This is a genomic window from Microbulbifer variabilis, assembly GCF_023716485.1.
GTDB classification, from domain to species: Bacteria; Pseudomonadota; Gammaproteobacteria; order Pseudomonadales; family Cellvibrionaceae; genus Microbulbifer; species Microbulbifer variabilis_B.
The window spans coordinates 2,596,769-2,618,301 of sequence record NZ_CP092418.1; the positions used below are offsets into that span (position 1 = coordinate 2,596,769).

At 49.0% G+C, this 21,533-nt stretch carries 13 protein-coding genes; 3 read left to right on the forward strand and 10 right to left on the reverse strand.

What is annotated here, in order from left to right; all coding sequences use genetic code 11:
* Positions 1-505: 505 nt before the first annotated feature.
* From MJO52_RS11460 to MJO52_RS11490, 8 genes are all read right to left on the reverse strand, one after another.
* Positions 506-1,084 (reverse strand): flavodoxin family protein, encoded by a 579-nt coding sequence (locus MJO52_RS11460; protein WP_252081797.1) that lies wholly within the window; start codon positions 1,082-1,084, stop codon positions 506-508.
* On the reverse strand, positions 1,081-1,965 hold the full coding sequence (locus MJO52_RS11465) for an arylamine N-acetyltransferase family protein (protein WP_252081798.1): 885 nt from the start codon (positions 1,963-1,965) through the stop codon (positions 1,081-1,083). The genes MJO52_RS11460 and MJO52_RS11465 overlap by 4 nt, the downstream gene beginning before the upstream one ends.
* 191 nt (positions 1,966-2,156) lie before the next feature.
* Entirely contained in the window at positions 2,157-3,683 is a 1,527-nt protein-coding gene (locus tag MJO52_RS11470) for an efflux transporter outer membrane subunit (RefSeq protein ID WP_252081799.1), read from the reverse strand.
* Positions 3,661-4,782 (reverse strand): HlyD family secretion protein, encoded by a 1,122-nt coding sequence (locus MJO52_RS11475; RefSeq protein ID WP_252081800.1) that lies wholly within the window; start codon positions 4,780-4,782, stop codon positions 3,661-3,663. The genes MJO52_RS11470 and MJO52_RS11475 overlap by 23 nt, the downstream gene beginning before the upstream one ends.
* A gap of 2 nt (positions 4,783-4,784) precedes the next feature.
* Positions 4,785-4,997 carry a DUF1656 domain-containing protein gene (locus tag MJO52_RS21445; protein WP_353505426.1) on the reverse strand — a complete coding sequence of 71 codons (213 nt, stop codon included), beginning with the start codon at positions 4,995-4,997 and terminating at the stop codon, positions 4,785-4,787.
* Between the two features lie 17 nt (positions 4,998-5,014).
* Complete coding sequence (locus MJO52_RS11480) at positions 5,015-7,198, reverse strand: FUSC family protein (protein ID WP_252081801.1); 2,184 nt, start codon at positions 7,196-7,198, stop codon at positions 5,015-5,017.
* A gap of 903 nt (positions 7,199-8,101) precedes the next feature.
* Complete coding sequence (locus MJO52_RS11485; protein ID WP_252081802.1) at positions 8,102-10,276, reverse strand: malate synthase G; 2,175 nt, start codon at positions 10,274-10,276, stop codon at positions 8,102-8,104.
* 189 nt (positions 10,277-10,465) lie between these two features.
* A complete protein-coding gene (locus MJO52_RS11490) occupies positions 10,466-11,401 on the reverse strand; it encodes a LysR family transcriptional regulator (protein WP_252081803.1) in 936 nt (311 codons plus the stop codon).
* A 114-nt stretch (positions 11,402-11,515) separates the two neighbouring features.
* Here MJO52_RS11490 and MJO52_RS11495 point away from each other — a divergent pair, with 114 nt between their 5' ends.
* The 3 genes from MJO52_RS11495 (at position 11,516) to pta (ending at position 16,750) form a co-directional block, all read left to right on the forward strand.
* The gene (locus MJO52_RS11495; RefSeq protein ID WP_252081804.1) at positions 11,516-13,114 is read left to right on the forward strand and encodes an isocitrate lyase; all 1,599 of its coding nucleotides are present in this window, start codon (positions 11,516-11,518) and stop codon (positions 13,112-13,114) included.
* Positions 13,115-13,373: 259 nt separating this feature from the next.
* Entirely contained in the window at positions 13,374-14,582 is a 1,209-nt protein-coding gene (locus MJO52_RS11500) for an acetate kinase (protein WP_252081805.1), read from the forward strand.
* A 2-nt stretch (positions 14,583-14,584) separates the two neighbouring features.
* A complete protein-coding gene (gene pta, locus MJO52_RS11505) occupies positions 14,585-16,750 on the forward strand; it encodes a phosphate acetyltransferase (protein WP_252081806.1) in 2,166 nt (721 codons plus the stop codon).
* 7 nt (positions 16,751-16,757) lie between these two features.
* On the opposite strand, the gene MJO52_RS11510 is transcribed toward pta, so the two are convergent.
* A complete protein-coding gene (locus MJO52_RS11510; protein ID WP_252081807.1) occupies positions 16,758-18,962 on the reverse strand; it encodes an acetyl-CoA hydrolase/transferase C-terminal domain-containing protein in 2,205 nt (734 codons plus the stop codon).
* Between the two features lie 24 nt (positions 18,963-18,986).
* The gene (locus MJO52_RS11515) at positions 18,987-21,221 is read right to left on the reverse strand and encodes an acyl-CoA dehydrogenase (protein ID WP_252081808.1); all 2,235 of its coding nucleotides are present in this window, start codon (positions 21,219-21,221) and stop codon (positions 18,987-18,989) included.
* Positions 21,222-21,533 lie beyond the last annotated feature (312 nt).

A 21,533-nucleotide genomic window follows, 5' to 3' on the forward strand; every position in this document is an offset into this window, starting at 1 on the left:
ATCTTGTTCTGAATAATCACTGGACGTCTCATCATTGGATTTTTCGACCACTTTAGTCATGCCTACATATTACCAACAAGGACTTATTGCTTAATCGCAGGAGCTGGGCTCAGAGACTCCGCCCTGGCCCTTTCAATCATTCAAGTCCATATATCAAAATCAGCGCACGAGTTAGCCACAGAAATGGTACTTACTTCAGGGCTTATATTAGGTCGTATTTTGCAAATAGTCCTTGGGCCTAAGCTAGAACCCCTTCAATATTTTGATTTAACAGAAATAAAAACCAAATATCTTAATCCCTTGCCCACGAGAAGTGAAAATTCCTAAGTTACCAATCAGCCTTCCAGTTGACAGATCTAGTTATCTGTCTCGGCCTCATTAGCAGATTTTTCTTTTAAAGATAACGCAAAATAGCCTCAGTCCTTTCAATTAAAGAACATCGAGGCTATTCCTCTTGAGCTACGCCACTTTCCCTAAAGTTGTATCAAAATTTATTTGTTGGATATTAGATACTGCCGCAAGGACTAAAGCGCTTTAATAGACGCCCTATTCGCTCCCCCAAATATAAAGCCGTAAGTCGGTCAAGCTCATGCACAGCCCCTTCACTATTAACAACGGCCACAAGACCGGACTGACAACCACTTCTATTTCGCCCCTGTACGTCCAGATTTGGTAAAATGTCATTAGGCACCCACAACATCCCCATCTGCGCGGCAAATATCTGCAAAGTCGTTAGAGTATTAAGCTGATCCCCACTGAAATTACTGCCGATAGTAAAACCTGCAGATAGCTTATCAACCCAGCCGCGACTACTGTAACGTTCACTGGCCGCATCCATAAAAGCCTTAAACTGGGCTGAAACCGACCCCATAAAAGTTGGCGAGCCCAGCACAATTCCATCACACTGATCCAGACGATGCATCAAGTCAGGATTCTCATAGCGCCCGTGCTGAATATGCTTGGCCTCAACAGCAAATGTAACTCCTTCACATCCAGAGATACTATTAATTCCATCCGCAGTGGCTTCTGCCAATGTCTTTGTACTGCCGCAAACGGAGTGATAAACAACTCCTGCTTTAATCATGATGCGACCCGATCAGTGTTCACAGCAGCATGCTCTGCAACCTTTTGAGATGAGCCATTCTCAAAGAGGCCAGCTAACCTCTCAAAGGAAGATATATCCTCGGGCACCTCGATCCCAAAAATGCTTAATAGCGTTTTGCGTAACTCTTCAACATTCGCCAGCATGATGACTGTCTTTGCTCCAGTTATCGGCTGATAACTCAATTGGCGATCCAGTAAAGCATGACGCCCTTCGGGGAAAGCACGAGTAGCAATCAGGTGCTCTACAAAACGGGACTCAGGGTGAGTACTACAAAACCAATTGGCGATTTTATAGTCGCCCGCTGTACGTGGCCGTAAATCAAAGCTGTACATTGAATGCCAGGCATCATGGACCTTCACTTCTAATAGATAGTCCTCTCCCGATTGAGTTAGGCGATAAGTACCGTGGGGCGTACTCTGAGGACCTGAAACATCTAAGCGCAGAGGTGCAGTCAGTGTATTGCTGCCAAAGCCCGCATCCACCAAATACGGTACCTGCCCTACTTTTACAAGTAAGATCATATGAGACTGAGCTGGCTGGTGGCCCGGTGGAGTCTGCCAAAGAACCCGAGCGGCAAGCCCTGTAACAGCAAAGCCTATCTGCTGTAACCCAGCCCGTAATAAAGCATTTTGCTCAAAGCAATAACCACCACGCTTTTGGCTCACAAGCTTTTGCTCAATAGCGGCCATTTCAATATTCACGGGACTCCCAAGAAAGGACGTTACATTCTCAAATGGCAGAGTACGAATATGTTGTGTAAGAATATCCCTTAAGGTTTTCAAATCCAGGGCTGGCTTATTGCGGTAACCAATACGTGCTAAGTATTTTGATAAATTGATGTTATGGGTGCTTGGTGTCATTTGACTTCAATCCTCATGGCCAATCAACAATAGCAGCAGTCTAATACCTGAACCTTGGTTTAGGTCAATATCGATTGCTAATTCTCTTTACTCTTTTTGCGCCAAATGTCTCTAAACGGCTGATGGTATGCTGATCATCCTGAAGATACGGATTAATGGATTGGTGCGGGCCAGACAAGTGCAAAGAGACCTTATTCCAAGATCTTATCCCAATAGTGAGTCCTGCGAAGCATATCCTCTATTGTCTCTTCGGGTAATAACTCCAATGGTGTCAGTCCATCTTGAATCTGCCAGCCGCCCCCAAGAGAAAGATAAACCTGAACTAGATTCGCTGCTACTGCACCTTGGGCAATCACCAAGAGATCCTGCTGGGTAAAATTTGAAACCATCGTGGTGATAACAGTGTTGAACTGTATCGCTCCGTCGACATATTGCGTCATGGAGAGATTGACGGCCTCTTCAGAAGCCATAGCGGCGATATTATAAAAGTACTGTTGTTCCTGGGATTTGAGATATGCAACTATGGCATTCTCAACATCAACCTGCGCCTGTAAGACCACTTGCTGGTAGTCTGATACCAGTTGCTGGAAGGTCGCATCCTGCAAGCGCACATTGTTGCGCAACCGGCCATAATTAAACACATTCCAATCAAACTCAACGAATAAATCCCAAGCATCACTTCTGCCATTTAACTGTCCCCCCCTGATATCAATTGCTCCTATTAGCCCACCGATTGCAAAGTTTGGGTATAGCTCCGCTCGAGCAACACCAATCAGCTCCCCCTGTGCTGCGAGAAGCCGCTCAGCCTGGCGAATATCAGGACGCTGACGCAAAAGATCCTGCGGCATGCCTATCGTTATAATTGAGGGCACATGGGGCACCGTTGGAGGTACAGAAAGGAGGTCATTAAGGCTATGAGGGGGCATACCCAGTAGTATTGAAAGGGTATTTTTGAACTGCTGAAGCGTAGCTTCCAGCGCAGGAACAGCAGCCTGAGTGTTACTTAATAAGGTTTGGGCCTGTTCGGCATCCAACGCACTGACCTCTCCTGCATGAAATTTTACTTCAGCGATTCTTAGCCCTTCAGTCTGAATACGAATATTTTCCTGTGCCACCTGAATACGGCGTTTTACAGTGCGAATATTGATATATGTTTGCGCTACCTGTGCAATGATTGAGACAAGCAGCCCATCATATTCAGCCATACTGGCCTCAAAGTCAGCTGCGGCGGAATTAACCAATCGCCTCAACTGCCCCCACATATCCAACTCCCAGGTTAAATTGAAATTAAGGTAGTACTCACTCTGATAGTTTCCGGTTATACCGGAGCGAACATATTTGGAGCGATCTACGAGCCCCTCAATTTGCTGTATCTGGGGATATTGATTCCCTATTGCAATAGCGAGGAGCTGCTGCGCTTGCAGTGCTCTTAATGCGGCTGATCGCAATTCCAGGTTATTTTCTATTGCCTGCTCTACCAAATCATCCAGAACAGGATCGGCGAAGGCAGACTGCCACCAGTAAGGATTCACTGTTTCAAGGATATCTACCCGTTTACTGTTTTGATAAATCCAGGTGTCTTCAACTGTAACAGGGGGCGGTACATAATCTGGGCCCAGCATGCAACCATTACCAACAAATACAGAAAAAGCACCAAGAGCTAAGGACTTGCGTAGATATTCAAACCTAAACAGGCTAAGGATTTTGCGCCGTATCATCTTGGTCGGCGCTCGCAGTATTGCTCAATATGAGCACTGAACTGGTAAAACCAACACGAAGCTCGACAGACTCAGGCCTTTCTGTCAAATGAACTCTCACCGGAATTCTCTGAGCGAGACGAATCCACTCAAAAGTTGGATCAACTCGTGGTAAAAGGTCGTTACCCGCAGTTCCATCAGTTTGTGCAATACCCCAGCCAATGCTTTCAACATACCCTTTGAGTGGCCTATGTGGGTATGCCATTAATGTCACTATTGCCTTATCCCCTGGAGCAATTCTGCGTATAAAGGTTTCACGAAAATAACCTTCTACTCGATAAGTACTAATATCCACTATTGATAGTGCGGGCTGGTTTGCTACAGCTTGATCACCGAAGCGAAAATCCAGATTGGTAACATATCCGGATACAGGCGCCGTCACCGTTGTATATTCCAGATTAAGTTCAGCCTGACGTACTAAAGCCAGAGCTGCGCGCACACCAGGATTATCTGCCCCAAGTGCACCGAGTTGCGCACGGACCTGTGCTAATTCAGCCTGAGATTGCTCTAAAGCAGCTAAGGATTTAACGAGTGTTGCCTCTGCACCAGCCCGATACTCCACTGACGACTCAAACTCAGCTTGTGCGGCCTGAAGAGATCTCACTGAAGTGGCGCGCTGAGGAAGTAGTTCTTGCTGACGCCTATACTCCGCTCTAGCCTTGGTGATCTCTGCATCTAGTGCATTGATGTTGCTTTGCGCCAAATCTATAGCCGCGGAGGACTCCCTTATCCTAGCCTCATAAGCCAGAATATTCTCCCTCTGAGCATTATAAATATCGACTGCCTCCTCGTATTGAGCCTTGGCTTCCGCCAAAGCGGCTTCATAGGTTCTTGGGTCTATTTGAAATAGAAGTTCACCCGCATTGACAAATTGGTTATCTCTAATAGGCAGCGAAACCACTTGACCTGAAACTCTAGGAGTAACCTGGATAATATCCGCCTGCACTTTCCCATCTCTAGTCCAGGGGTTGTTGAGATACTTCCAAAACTGAAGAACCAATACAAAAATTGCCAGGAATACCATACTCGCCGTAAGTATGTACTTTCTAAACTTCTCCACCCTTAAATACCCACAAATACTGACCCAATAAAGACTGAGTAGATAATGCTCAACGATATAATTACTACTGGCGGGTTTGCGAAGTATCTAGAAAGGCGGTAACGATCCAGAAGTCTTGCGGTAAGTAATGCCGCGAGCACCCCAAGTACCCCCGCAACTAGAACTGGAGAAATAAAAAAACCTCCTACTGATACATCATGAGGTATCTTTTCCATACATTAACCTATTTGAATCATAAACATCTTTCTTCACAAAAATATTTCCAATCTACGGACTCTGATAATTTATAAAACTCATCGAGGTAATTGCTAATACAGTGGGTAACACCCAAAAAGTACAAAAAGTTGGACACCCCCTTTGCAGTCTCCTCATCATTTTCCCAGAGCTCCATCAGCCCTCCAACATCCACATTTACTCTATCAAATATACGCCTATAACCTCTTCGTAAAGACTTGATGTTTATATTTCGCTTTTCCCCTGACAAGTAAAACAATATTTTTCCTGCGAGAGATCTCCAAATAAACACCTCGCGCAGCATACTTTTGGTTGCAACAAGTTTCATTTTTGAGTGATCAATTCCATACAAAATCTTAACCTGATTAGCAATCAGCATAAGTAAATCTATTACCCTTCGCATTTGATCCCTCGACATACCTTTAATATTATTGACATCAATACCTTCTTTCCAGTAAAGGATCTTCTCATGCGAAATCACAACGATATTTAAATGATATAAAACATAAAGGCGATGAAATATTGAGCGTCTTGTTAAGGCCGGCAAATCGCCTTCAACCACTAAACGCGCAGCACTATCAAGGAGTCGATTCACATTTTTTTTGAAATTTCTTTCTGGATGAGAGGAAATCGGGATATTTCTAGATACCGCCAGTATGCAAAAAATAATCGCCAGCACAAATATATAATTTGTATAAACGACAAAACTATAAGTTTGATAATTATTAAAGTTGAAAATAATTTGCGGAAAGAGCAGAGCCAAGGTTCTTATCATTGACTGCGCACCAAACATTCGATTTGCAAAATAGGAAATAGTAAAAGTCCAGAAAAACACCATTAACCCTAACGAATAAAATCCTTGCAATTTTGGCATAACTAAAAAGTAAAGAGGTGCGGACATTAAGCATACGAGAATTGTATATATACAAGATTTAAATAAGTTAATTTGTGGGCTTACAGATGCTATGATTGCTATAATTGTAATTAAAAGTACAACAAGCAGCCCGCCTATCATATCTGGAACAAATAAATAAGCTAAATAAGATATCCAGATCCCCACTAGCACGCGAACCACATTAGCCAGCCTATCAGGATCAGGCATTAACAATCCAAACCAGTATTCTTCACGTTCACTTGAAGTACTCGAACTGGAAAATTCCAGGCTTTTTAGATCATTTACAGCATTAATTAGTGCCCGGGTTTCCACCTCCAAATCATTCAAAGAACGCCTTGTTACAGCTATTGCGGCAGTCTCTGGAGTTGACAGCTCCTTTTTTACTTTTTCAACGTCCCCCCTAACCACCCTCTCCCGAGCATCTCCAGCCACCTCATCTTCAGCAATGGCAAATCTAACTCTCTTAAATCGCCCTCTCATAACTTCCAAATAGTCATTCATATTCAAAAGAAACTTCATAATCCCCAAATCACTGGATAGGGCCAAACTCTCTTCTAATTTAAGTAATGACTGTGTTACCGCTGTTGTACGATGACCAAATGCCTCCCACTGCCTACGGCACTCCCAGATTTCATAACTATCAGAACTGGCATCATTAATAGCTGTGCGCAAGCGTGTATCTGCCCTCAACAGTTCAACTCGCTTATCTCTAAGGACTTTAACTTTCTTTCGATCTTGAATTCTTAAAAAACATCTATTTGCAAAAGCACGATGCATATCTAGCAGGGAAACCGCTGCTTCATGCAGTTCTTCGCGGCTACAATTTGGCCAGATCAAAACAGCTACAAGCCCATATACAATAATACCCAGTAAAGATTCTTGAATACGGAATATCCCTTCCTCATAAGAAAGGGATAAATCACCACCGGTCGCATCCCATAACATCAAAATAACGTAGCCACAGGTCATCCAAAAATACTGACGCTTTGACCTTTGCAGGATATAAACGCAGCCCGCAACCCATACCGATAGCGCAATCATAAAAAGCCATCGATCTTGAGGGAATGATGCGACGATTATCCAGCCGCCTAGAAGTGCAAACAGAGTGCCCAGCATCCACAAAATGGCACGATTTAACGACTGCCCCAAGTTTGCCTGACTACACACAATAACGGCAAATGCACCCCAAAAAGGTTTTTCCCAATTGATACCCATTGCAATGGCATAAACAATTACCAAAGCCAGCGCAATTTTTATTGACTCTTTCACATTGCGAGACAGGTACAATGTTATCTCCGAGTATTTTCACGATAAAGCGACAAGCTTTTGACACCCTAATGATTACAAGTCATGTAATTTTTAGGTTGGCAGGAGGAAGTATGGCATATAAGAAAGCAACTAAATCAGGGATACACTTATAGATACAGCACGCACAAAGCGTATTTTAAAGTGCCAATAAAGTATGAGTGTCAGCGAAGATCACTGAAAACTTATATCTCAACATACGACATAAGTTATAAACGAAAAAATGAAATTAGCATTTGAAAACTCATCTCACAGTCTAAGGCTCTCCGTCAGTCTCTTTTTATAGCCTGTAGTTTTGGCATAGGCAAAGAGATAACTTGTATAGGCTTTTTCATTCCTCCCAGCAAAATTGTATTATCAAATTTATTGAGCGGTATACCTTTCTTTAACCGCTTAATAAAATCAGGATCGGTTAGAAAAGCACCCTAAAGCAATCAGCCCATCATTTGCCTACTTAACATTTACTTCACTTGATTACGCGCCATCGTGTCATAACCATACACTTTGAAAATTGAATACCTGCTAAGTCAAAGAATGAGGGAAATGGGCCATACTTTACTCCCTCTGTAAGCGGCCGAAATTAAATGATACATACAGCTAGGACGACTGACCCAGTGGCGCCAACAACCTATCAATTCGAGTAGTTGCGGCGGCTAGTAGGGCGGCACTTTGCACAGCCAGAGTGACTAAATAGGAGGAGGGCACTATGACAACACTCTCCATGCCTTACTGGTTAACAGCAAAGCCATATCACTTATCACCTTCAGGTACGGACCTCTATCGGAATATTAATTCCTATCCACTGTAAGGCATGCTAAATGATACTCCACACCCCCAATAAAAAAGGCCCCTTGAGGGGCCTTTAGAAACAATCCAGCTCAGAAATCAACCATTCAAAGCCTTAAACTCACGCCTGCGACGATGCAGAACCGGCTCAGTGTAGCCGTTTGGTTGTACACAACCTTCAAATACGAGCTCACAAGCGGCCTGGAAGGCAACACTTCTATCGAAATCTGGAGCCATATTGTTGTAATTGGCATCACCGGCATTTTGGCGGTCCACAACTGCAGCCATACGCTCCATAGTTTCGCGCACTTGCTTCTCGCTGACAATGTCATGCTTGAGCCAGTTGGCAATATGCTGTGAAGAAATTCGCAAGGTGGCGCGATCTTCCATCAGACCGACATCATTAATATCCGGCACCTTGGAGCAACCTACCCCCTGCTCAACCCAGCGCACCACATAGCCAAGAATGCCCTGAGCATTGTTATCCAACTCCAATTGAATCTCTTTAGTACTCCAATTAGTGTCTTTGGCCACCGGTACGGTGAGAATATCTTCCAGCTTGGCGTGATGGCGGTGCTGAATCTCTTCCTGTCGACGGTTCACATCGACCTTGTGGTAATGCAGTGCATGTAAAGTTGCCGCCGTGGGCGATGGTACCCAAGCAGTATTCGCACCAGCCATTGGATGCGCGAGCTTGGCGTGCATCATCGCTGACATCTGATCTGGAATCGGCCACATACCTTTACCAATCTGCGCCCTACCCTTGAGACCGCTATTGAGACCCACATCCACATTCCACTCTTCGTAGGCGTTGATCCAAGTGGACTGCTTCATATCTCCCTTGCGAATCATGGGGCCGGCAAGCATAGAGGTATGAATTTCATCTCCTGTGCGATCCAGGAAGCCGGTGTTGATAAAGACCACGCGCTCTTTGGCTTCGGCAATACAGGCTTTGAGGTTTACCGTGGTACGCCGCTCCTCATCCATAATACCCATTTTCACCGTGTGGCGCGGTAGGCCGAGGGCATCCTCAATACGATTAAACAACGTGTTGGCAAAAGCCACCTCTTCCGGGCCATGCATCTTCGGCTTTACGATGTAGATGCTTCCTTCACGAGAGTTCTTGATCTCGTTATTGCCGCGTAGATCATGTAGAGCGATCAGGCTGGTAATCATTCCGTCGAGAATACCTTCCGGAATTTCCTGGCCGTCACCATATAAAACAGCATCGTTAGTCATGAGATGGCCAACATTGCGCACAAACATCAAACTGCGACCCGGCAGGGTTAGCTGATTACCATTCGGTGTAATATATTCACGGTCGACATTTAATTTGCGCTCAAAAGTCTTGCCGCCTTTATTGATGGTTTCCTTGAGGTCACCTCTCATCAGGCCGAGCCAGTTGCGGTAAACCACAACCTTGTCTTCCGCATCGACTGCCGCTACGGAGTCCTCACAGTCCATAATGGTGGTCAATGCAGATTCCATAAGGACGTCTTTAATACCCGCGTCATCGGTTTTACCGATAGGGCTTTCACGATCCACCTGAATTTCAAAGTGCAGGCCGTGCTGCTTGAGCAAAATACTCGAGGGTTCCTCGCTGTCACCGCGGTAACCGGCAAACTGAGTGCCGTCTTTCAAGGTGGCTATATCGCCATTGGCTTGGACAACTTCCAGCAGAGAGCCGTTGATACGATATTGCACGGCTTCTTTATGACTGCCGCAGGTTAATGGAGCAGACTGATCTAGGAAGCTGCGCGCATATTCAATCACTTTGGCTCCGCGCACCGGATTGTACTCACTGCCCTTTTCCGCTCCACCTTCTTCGCTGATCACATCAGTGCCGTAGAGGGCATCGTAAAGGCTGCCCCAGCGGGCATTTGCGGCATTCAGTGCATAGCGGGCGTTCATCACCGGAACCACCAGCTGAGGACCGGCGAGAGTGGCGATCTCCTCATCCACATTCTCAGTGGAAGCACTGAACTCAGCGGGCTCATCCACCAAGTAGCCAATTTCTTTCAGAAAGGTCTGGTAGCCTTCCAGATCAAGGAAGCCCTGCGGATTTTCGGTGTACCAGCGGTCCAGGGTTTCCTGTAGCTCATCGCGTTTTTCCAGCAGGGAGCGATTGACTGGCGCCAGGTCGCGGACGATCGCATCGAGTCCAGCCCAGAACTTATCGGCATCGACCCCGGTTCCTGGAATCACCTCCTCGCAGACCAGGTTGTAAAGCTCTGGTGCGATTTGTAGATCACCGATTTGGACTCGTTCCGTCATACCCTGGGCCTCTCACTGATTGTTGGAATTACGGCATTCTAAACAGCCATTTCAGCATACCGCTAATTTATAGACACAATTTCCACTATTCATAGATCAAATTTTTATGAAAATGGATGACGCATGATTCACTGCCAAGAGAACTGTATATTCACCCGCAGGGCGCATGATTCCTTACTAAGGGGTCACTCATAGAGCCCGACCAATATCCAGGATCAGGCGCCGTAACCATCGGTGCGGTGCGCTCTGCTGTAAAAGTGGGCTCCAAGCCATTTTTAGCTCAAGAGGAGGGATATCCAACGGCGGATCCCTGCGCACGACTCTGGGATTGTCGCTGGCAAGCTGTGCCAGACGGGTGGGCACAGTGACAATCAGGTCACTCTGCTCGGCCAACAGCATAGCCACTTGGTAGTGGCGTGTGAAAACCGAGATATCCCGCTTTTCCCCCAATTTACCAATAGCCTCATCTACCCAGCCCAAGCGTTGCACATCCTCTGGGTTTACTCCTACCCCCACACCCATGCCGGTCTTGCTCACCCATATATGCTGAGCCTTTAAGTAACTCTGCAGATTGTAGTCTTCGAGAATTGGGTTATCCGCTCGCATCATGCAAGAGAAACTGTCGCGCCATACGGTGGCTTGGTGGAAGCTCTGGGGCATGCTATCGAAACGGTTAATTACCATATCCACCTTACCCTGCTCCACATCGACAAAGCTCACATCGCTGGGCGTCATGATATCCAGGCTGATTCCTGGAGCACCATCCCTCAGCTGCTTAAGCAGGGGCGGTATCAACGTGGATTCAGCATAGTCACTGGCCATAATGCGAAAGGTACGCCGGGTGTTGGCGGGATCAAAATCCCTATTGGGCTGAATCACACGGTCAATGCTGGATAGCGCCTCACGAACCATCGGCTGAAGTTCAAGGGCACGCTCTGTGGGCATCATGCCCTCTCGAGTGCGTACCAGCAGAGGGTCGTCAAAGAGTTCGCGCAGGCGTTTCAGGCCATTGCTCATTGCGGGTTGGGACAGCCCTAAATAGTTGGCCGCTCGTGTCACATTGCGCTCGCGCAGCAGCACATCCAGGTATACCAGCAGGTTCAGGTCAGCTCTTTCCAGTTGCATACAACATTTGCCAGATCGATAGTGAAAATAAAATCAATAAATTAGGCAAATTATGCCACTCCTCCTAAGATACTCAACACCTAATCGCAGTCACCGTTTTAAGGAAACACTGTCATGTCCACTTACACTCAAGACATCGACGCGGTAGCTAAGCTCCGTGACAGCAAAAGCGGCACTTGGGATGCTATCAATCCCGAATCTGTTGCCCGGATGCGCGCCCAGAACAAGTTCAAGAATGGCCTGGATATTGCCAAATACACCGCCAATATCATGCGCGCTGACATGGAGAACTACGACAAAGACAGCTCCAAGTACACCCAATCCCTGGGCTGCTGGCACGGTTTCATCGGCCAACAGAAGATGATTTCTATTAAGAAGCACTTCGAAGGCAATACTGACCGTCGCTACCTGTACCTGTCCGGCTGGATGGTCGCCGCTCTGCGCAGTGAATTCGGTCCTCTGCCCGACCAGTCTATGCACGAGAAAACCTCTGTTGCGCACCTGATCAACGAACTCTACACCTTCCTGCGTCAGGCCGATGCCCGCGAGCTGAACGACCTGTTCCGCGAGCTGGATGCCGCCCGCGAAGCCGGCAATAAAGAAGCCGAGAAAGCAGTTCAAGACAAGATCGACAACCACAAAACTCACGTTGTGCCGATCATTGCCGACATCGATGCCGGTTTTGGTAACGCAGAAGCCACTTACCTGATGGCCAAGCAGATGATCGAGGCGGGTGCTTGCTGTATCCAGATCGAGAACCAGGTTTCCGACGAGAAGCAGTGTGGTCACCAGGACGGTAAAGTCACCGTTCCTCACGAAGACTTCCTGGCCAAGATCCGCGCAGTTCGCTACGCATTCCTGGAGCTGGGCGTAGACAACGGTGTTATCGTTGCCCGTACCGACTCCCTGGGTGCCGGCCTGACCAAGCAGATCGCCGTGACCAAAGAGCCGGGTGACCTGGGCGACCAGTACAACGCTTTCCTGGACTGTGAAGAAATCGCAGCTTCTGATCTGGCCAATGGTGACGTTGTAATCAACCGCGAAGGTAAGCTGCTGCGTCCTAAGCGCCTGGCTTCCAACCTGTTCCAGTTCCGCAAAGGCACCGGTGAAGCCCGCTGCATCCTGGACAGCATCACCTCTCTGCAGAACGGCGCCGATCTGATTTGGATCGAAACCGAGAAGCCCCACGTTCGCCAGATCGGCGGTATGATGGACGAAATTCGCAAAGTTGTTCCCGATGCGAAGCTGGTTTACAACAACAGCCCATCCTTCAACTGGACCCTGAACTTCCGCCAGCAGGTATTCGATGCATGGTCTGAAGAAGGCAAAGACGTATCCGCTTACGACCGCGCCAACCTGATGAGCGCCGAGTATGACGACTCCGAGCTTTCTGCAGCTGCAGATGAGAAGATCCGTACCTTCCAGGCCGACGCTGCCCGTGAAGCCGGTATCTTCCACCACCTGATCACCCTGCCGACTTACCACACTGCGGCCCTGTCTACCGACAACCTGGCCAAAGAGTACTTCGGTGAGCAAGGCATGCTGGGCTACGTAAAAGGCGTTCAGCGTAAAGAAATCCGTCAGGGTATCGCCTGCGTTAAGCACCAGAATATGGCCGGTTCCGACATCGGTGACGACCACAAAGAGTATTTTGCTGGTGAAGCGGCACTGAAAGCTTCTGGTAAAGACAACACCATGAACCAGTTCAGCTAAGACGCTCTTATACCTTTCAGGTAGATTCAAGGCGGCGCAAGCCGCCTTTTTCTTCAGGGATTCTCTCCTGTTCAAATTGATCAGGACAATGATTCCGCCGAAGAAGAACAGTTATGCAAACTGCGCTTTTATCTCTGCATTTTGAACTTGGGCCGCAATCGCGGCCCTTTTTTTGCTCCCAATCTTATTGCCTTTTCTCAAAGACTTTTGCGCCATATTAGCTAGCCTTAGGGTATACACGCTAAGGTGCGCACCGCCTATGTCTGGCCCAAGACTTGTACTGACCATCAACTGCGGCAGCTCTTCTTTAAAGTTCACCATCATTAACCCAGAAACTGGTGAGGAGCGCTTAAAAGGCCAAGCCGATGCCCTGGGATCATCCTCAGCAGCACTCTCTTGGCAGCACGATGAAAAAGAAGGAACACAGAAGCTCTCCCCTGGGGATGACTACGAAGGTGTTATCGGAGCGTTGGTAAAGCGATTCGACGGCCCCTGGTCAGCGTTGCGCGAGCAGCTTCGGGCAATCGGGCATCGGGTGGTCCATGGTGGCGAACAGTTCGCAGATTCCACGCTGATCAATGACAGCGTGGTATCAGCTATCAGAGCCTGCTGTGAACTGGCGCCACTACACAACCCTGCAGCCCTGCAAGGTATACAGGCCTCACTGCTCGCTTTCCCAGAGTTGCCGCAGGTGGCGGTCTTCGATACCGCCTTCCACCAGAGTTTGCCGGATTACGCCTACCTCTATGCACTGCCCTACAGTTTGTATCGGGATCACCAACTGCGCCGCTACGGTATGCATGGCAGCAGTCATCGCTATATCGGTGAGCGCAGCGCCGAAATATTGAAAACACCCACAGACAAAATCAATGTGATCTCCGCTCACCTCGGAAATGGCGCTTCCCTGTGCGCCATTAAAAACGGAAAGAGCGTGGATACCAGTATGGGTCTGACTCCTCTTGAAGGGCTGGTAATGGGCAGTCGCTGTGGGGACCTAGACCCTGGTTTATTACTTCATTTGGGGGAGGCACTGGACTATTCCCTAGCGGAACTCGAACAGTTATTGAATCGCAACAGCGGCCTGCTGGGGATATCCGAGCTAAGCAATGACTGTCGTGAACTGGAAGAAGCTATGGGCAAAGGCCATGCCGGTGCTAGCTTGGCATTGAAGCTATTTTGTTATCGGCTGGCCAAATATATCGCAGCCTACACAGTGCCACTAAAGCGCGTTGATTCGCTAGTATTCACCGGGGGTATTGGCGAAAACTCATCTTGGGTGCGGCGAGAAACGATAGGTTGGCTCAGCCAGCTCGGCTACCAGCTGGACAATAAGCGCAATGAAGACATTCGCTTCGGTTCTGAAGGGCAGATATCGAAAGACGGAACACCGGATATCCTTGTGATACCCACCCGTGAAGATTGGGTTATTGCTCGAGATACCATCCGCTTAGCGAACAGGGCGCTATAAACATGCCCCACAACGCGCGCGCCCTAATGCTGATTCCACTGGATGTGGGTGTGGGTATTACGTCGGTAAGCCTGGGCTTAATACGAGCACTTGAACGCAACCGCGTAGAAACCCAGTTTTTCAAACCTGTCAGCGAAGCACCTTCGCGCGACGGCGCCATCGAGAGAACCACAGAGATATTGCGGCAGACTACCAAGCTGGACATTCCCCGTTCAATCAGCGCACAAGAAGCTGAAACTATGATCTCCGCAGGTGGAACCACGGAGCTACTGGAGAAAATTTTGGCCCGCTACCGCAGCAGCGTTCAAACTGCGGATGTAATAGTCGTGGAGGGACTTTTACCCGGAAGGCAGAATCAATTTTCTGACCAATTGAACTGCCAGATGGCAAAAACCCTGGATGCGGAAGTGGTGTTGGTTGCCAGCCTGCACACAGGCGATATTCGCCAGCTTACAGAGCGCCTGCAGTATGCGATGCAACCGTTTGGTGAGGGCCCATCCAACCCGGTGGTAGGCTGCATTATCAATAAGCTGGATGCCCCTCCCCGCATAACCGACCCACCTGGCGGCCACTTTATCTCGGTGGGCGCTCAACAGGAGCCCTGTACCAAAGCTGTCAACCGAAAGGATCTGTATCGTAAAATTCCTCTACGCATCGTTGGCGCCATCCCCTGGAATGCGCAGCTGCTAGCCCCCCGGGCGCTGGATCTGGCCCGGCATTTCAATGCACAACTAATCAATCGCGGAGAACTAGAGAGCCGCCGTTTGCGCAGCGTAACCTTCTGCTCGCGATCCCTAGCCAATATGCTGCATCGCTTTAATTCAGGTGCCCTACTGGTCACTTCAGCTGACAGGCCCGATGTCATGGTAGGAGCCAGCCTGGCAGCAATGAACGGTGTAAAAATTGGCTGCATGCTGCTGACCGGGGGCTACCGACTGGATCGCGGGGTACACAAACTTTGCACACCGGCCATGGAGACTGGACTGCCGGTAATGTTAGTTAGCTCCAACACCTGGCATACCGTGATGGAGTTACAAACCTTCAACCTGCGCACCCCCGCAGATGACCGCGAGCGAGTAAACCGGGTACAGGATTTTTTTGCCAGCCACTTGGATAAAAACTGGGTGCAATCCTTAAGTCAGGTTTCCCAACGACCGCGGCGGATGTCACCCCCAGCATTTCGCTACCACCTAACAGAAATGGCCCGCCGGGTACTAAAACGCATTGTGCTTCCAGAGGGAGAAGAACCCCGCACTATACGCGCAGCTCTGGCCTGTGCAGAACGGGGAATTGCACAACCGATACTGCTGGGAAGACCTGGATCTATCCAGCGAATCGCCGAGCAACAGGGCCTCAGGCTCAGTAAAAAAGTAGAAATCATCAAGCCCGAAGATGTCTGGGAAGAGTATGTAGAGCCCATGGTAGCTCTTCGAAAAAATAAGGGCCTCACTCAGGTGGTTGCGAAAGAACAGCTGCAAGACAATGTCGTTTTGGGCACTATGATGCTGGCCCTAGACCAAGTGGATGGCCTGGTTTCAGGCGCTATTCACACTACCGCCAATACCATCCGCCCCGCCCTGCAATTGATCAAGAGCGCTCCAGGTGAAGAGCTTGTCTCCTCAATTTTCTTTATGCTTCTACCCGAGCAGGTACTGGTATACGGAGACTGCGCCATCAACCCGGACCCCAACGCCAACCAATTGGCTGCGATCGCCATCCAGTCGGCAGACTCCGCAGCGGCCTTTGGGATAGAACCCCGAGTAGCAATGATCAGTTACTCCACCGGCACCTCAGGAACCGGCTTAGACGTAGACAAAGTGCGTGAAGCTACACAAATCGCCAAGCAGAGAAGGCCCAAGCTGATTATTGATGGACCACTGCAATACGATGCGGCGCTGATAAAAAATGTGGCTGAGCAGAAAGCGCCACAGAGCCCAGTCGCGGGCCGCGCCACCGTATTTATTTTCCCTGATTTAAACACCGGCAACACCACATATAAAGCAGTACAACGCAGTGCGGACTTAGTCAGTATTGGGCCTATGTTGCAGGGGCTGCGCAAACCGGTGAATGATCTTTCCCGCGGTGCCCTGGTGGACGATATTGTCTACACCATTGCACTTACCGCTATTCAGGCCCAGCAACATCAATCACATATAATTAAAAAATAACTGGCCTCTATCCACAGAGGGGACGGCGAGGGTCAATATATTCATGCAGCGCGGCGGCAATAACATAGGCCTCCAGGCGGTGCTCATAGGTATCCGAATGGTCACAACCCATCCGCTCCAGACAGCGATGGATAAACGCGAACTGATCAGAATTGTCCCGCCACACTCTACGCCCCTTGATCACCGTTAGCAGCATTCGCCACCAGCTGCGGTCAGCCGCTCTCAACTGCTGAAGTGCGACAGCCAGCCATCCCTCTTCATCGGTAAAGTCCGTACCCAGCGGATAGTAAGGCAACATGGCGAGGGACTTTTCATCGGAAAAGACCTCGGCAATATGCTCCGGGCTATTTCGATTAAACTCGGCCGGAATAGTGAAGTCCTTTTCGATTTTGCCTGCATATTTGGCCTGTTCCAGCAACACTGCCTGAAATCGTGTATCGCAAATACTGAGCATGGAAACCATCACGTCCCGGTCTGTTTTACCCCGCAGGTCCACCGCGCCGTATTCAGTTACCACAATATCCCGCAAGTGCCGAGGTATAGTGGTGTGGGGGTATTCCCAGACAATATTACTTTCACAAATTCCGTCGCGAACGCGTATGCTCGGCAGGGCAATAATGGAGCGGGCCCCAGGCAGTGCAAAGGCCTGGGCAACAAAATTGTATTGCCCTCCAACACCACTAACTACCTGATTATCCATTAAAGCATCGGAAATAACGGCTCCGCCCAATGTCACCATCATGGCTGAATTTACAAAACGTGCGTGTTTGCGCTGGACTTGCTTCAGCATTTGTTGGCCGCGCAGATCGTTGGTGAAATCGATAGAAGTCATATCGATACCGGCCCGCTCAATGGGGGCTAGATCCCGTAACTCTCGATACATCACCTCAGGGCCAAGGTAAAAACCACCGTGCAACCAGATACCGCCTTTAAGTTTGTTGTTCAAACAACTGCCTATCAATCGTCGACGGCCGTGCTCACTGTGTAGGTCACACTCCTCCTCTTCGCCATCGGGTGTTAACAACTTGTGGCCGCGCCAACTGTAACTTGGATCCACAATACCAAAACGCTGCAAAAACGCCGTATCATCAGGGGTTAACGGGCAGTGGATACGCCCTCTCTTTTTCAGAGCGAGCAGAGTCTCTTCGTTCACTGTATGGGTGATCGCATCCGAGTCCAGCAACTCCTGCAGTGCCGCATCAGCAAACACTTCACGGATTAAAACCCCCGCCTTACGCAGATGTAAAAAGCCATGGGGAACCATTTCACTGGCACCATATAGTCCCTGTTGAAAGGGCGTCTTTTGTAGGGGGAGGTTTTTTCGGTATGCGGATGACTCTGAATCGGCTAACTTATCCAGCAGGCGAGTGAAGAGCGGATTCTCTTTGTGACGCAAGCGCAAGGCATGACACACCGCATCGCCGAGCGCCCCGATACCCACTTGTAAAGTACCACCATCAGCGATCAGGCTGGCAATATGAAAACCGATAGCATATTCGGTAAAACTCACCGGCATTGCAGGAGCGGCAAACAATGGAGTATTGAACTGGTTACCTTCTAACAAAAAATCGAAAGCGCCTTCCGCAAGCTCACTACTGCCCGGCATATAAGGTAATTGATGATTTACCTCTCCCAGTAAAAAAAGCGATTGCCCTTTGCGATCGGAGGCCAGCTTTAAAAGTGGCAGGGTCAGATCCGGATTACAGCTCAAACTGTATTTGCCACCCGCCGGTGAGGGGGACACCATTTGCGCGATCACATTGATCCCATTGCGCAAGAGATCTTCGGGCACCTCGGTATAATTAGTGCTGACATAATGTTGCTGAGCATAGCGATTACCCAGCAAAGCACCGGGCTCCATAAAAAACTCTATCACCTCAATATTATTGGGAAGCTGCCCTTGTCTCCTTGCCGTCACATAACCAAGATCCTGGTAGTGACTGTAAAGGCGATCCAGTAAAGGCTGTACAAAACGGCGCGTGATATCACTGTCCCCCCTGGGTCGCTCAAGGGTCAGGGCGGTATAAATGGTCAGAGAAATAGAAGGGTCTGCAGCGGCACGCGCGTAAAGGGCATTGGCAAAGTGATTGGCTTTTCCCAATCCGAGGGGTAACCCCAGCACAATCTTTTTACCGACCCTGCGTAACAGAGCATCGATACACTCCTCGGCGCCGGTAAACCGCTGGGGAACATTATCAGGAGAAACTTCCATGGAAATCAGGCTTTTCTCACAAGGCTATTGGATTTTTCCCACCACCCTGGCCAAATGATCAAAGTGGTCGACCTGGATAGCCTTATCCACTGCATCAGCTGCGTCACGAAGAGCATCCGCTTCTTCATCACTAATGAGATTACGTTGCAACCCCTCTTCCACCGACTCGCGACTTAGGGTGCGAATACCCCCCTTTTTTAACTTCTCTCGTGCACGCTCAGAGGCACATACCTTGTTGAAGGCCTGCTCGACAATTTCAACTCCATCGCCAGGATTGCCAAGGAAAACACCACGGGTCAAACGGTCTCGGGTTTTGGAGGGACTCAACAGCAACTCGGCACATGCTCGCGCCTGTCGATCTGAAGCAGTATGGATACTATGCCCCCAGGGCATAGTCAGAAAATGCATCAACTGTCCAAAAAATGGGCGCGGGAAATTCTGAAAAACTTCCAACAACTGAACTTCGATTTTATGCAAACCATCGCGCATGGCGAATTCCAGCAACGGTAAATCATCTTTGGGATTGCCATCATCATAGAAACGCTTAAGAGTACAGCTCAACAGATAAAGCTGGCTGAGCACATCGCCGAGCCGGGAGGATATCAGCTCTTTTCTTTTTAACTCACCGCCCAAGGTGATCAGCGAGACCTCTGTCACCAGTGTCAGCACAGCCGAGTAGCGATTGATCTGACGAAAATACTTGGCCGCGCCTCCAACATTGCGAGGGCTGCTGGCAAAGAGCCCCACGGTCCAACCATGAAATACTCCTCGCAATAGTGTCTTGAATTGGAACCACATATGCTTGGGGAGTAAATGATCCAGTTGCTCCAGCCCCTCCTCTTCATCGGGATTTTCAGCAGCGAGCATTTCATCAAGTATGTAGGGGTGGCAGCGAATAGCGCCCTGGCCAAAGATCATTAAGCTGCGGGTCAATAAATTGGCCCCTTCTACCGTTATCGCCACGGGTACCGCACGGTAGGCATTACCCAGGTAATTCAGTGGGCCATCCATGATGGCTTTACCGGCATGAATATCCATGGCGTCATCAATAGCCTGGCGCAGCCCCCCTGTTGCACTGGCTTTCATAATTGCGGTGATTACCGCCGGCTTAAGTCCATCATCCAATGCCCTGGTGGTTGTCTTATGGGCGCTATCTAGCACGAAAGCGATAGCGGCGATCTCCGCCAGCCGACTTTGCACCCCTTCAAAACGCCCTACAGGAATATTGAATTGCTCGCGGATACGCGCATAAGCACCAGTGGTCCTCGCCGCCATCTTGGCACCGCCCGTAGATAGCGAGGGAAGCGAGATGCCACGCCCGGCAGCCAAGGCACTCATCAACATTTCCCAGCCTTTGCCGACATTCTCCTGGCCACCAATAATCCACTCCATAGGGATAAAGACATCTTTTCCCCAGTTGGGACCATTTTGGAAGGCCTGCATCGCCGGAAGATGGCGTTGACCAATAGTCACGCCTTCTGTATCAGTAGGGACCAGTGCCACAGTAATTCCCAGCTCCTCTTTATCGCCGAGAATATGCTCCGGGTCGTACAACTTAAAGGCGAGCCCCAAGACCGTGGCAATAGGCCCCAGGGTGATATACCGCTTGTGCCAGTTGACACGCATCCCCAAGACCTTTTCCCCCTGATGATCACCGTAACAGACCTCTCCGCGGTCAATCATGGATGCCGCATCGGAGCCCGCCTGAGGGCTGGTGAGGCCAAAACAGGGAATATCCGTGCCATCGGCAAGCCGGGGCAAGTAATAATCTTTTTGCTCCTGGGTGCCATGAGCGAGCAGCAATTCTCCCGGCCCGAGGGAGTTGGGCACCATCACAGTGACGCCGACGGTGTTACTCCGCGTGGAAATTTTGGTGACTATTTCTGCATGCGCAGTAGGGGAAAAGCCGAGACCACCATATTTTTTGGGAATGATGATGCCGAAGAAACGATTTTTGCGTAGAAACTCCCAAACATGCTCTGGGATATCGTGATCAACAAAGCTGATCTGCCAATCATTGATCATTTTGCAGAGCTCTTCGGCAGGCCCATCGAGAAAAGCCTGTTCCTCCTCATTCAGCTCCGGCGGTCCCATATCGAGTAGTTGCTTCCAGTCCGGTTTGCCGGAGAGAAGCTGAGCATCCCACCAAACTTCTCCAGCCTCCATTGCCTCCCGTTCCGTTTGAGATATTGGCGGTAAAATCCTCTTTATGATGTTCAATAGGGGTTTGGTAAAGAATTTCTTGCGCAACTCGCTCATTTTTACCTTCCGCAGTATCCCTAGCGGTGCACTACCCCGCCAATTACCACTAGCCATGGTGCTATTTCAAAAAATAATGATAGGCAACGAATGCGGTTGAAGAGTTTCAGTAAGATCCCTTCCCAAATTGAAAACTCACAAGTATTCACTCAGTACTCCTGACACAACATTTTGTGCGGGGAGAGCCCCCTAGTAACTAGACGCCCAAGAGAACCTGAAATTTATACATCAATAAGATGTATGAAACGCCAGTTGTCGCGATATTCCTGGGAAATACTACCTATATTTAGAGAGATGGAATGGACGCCGCAA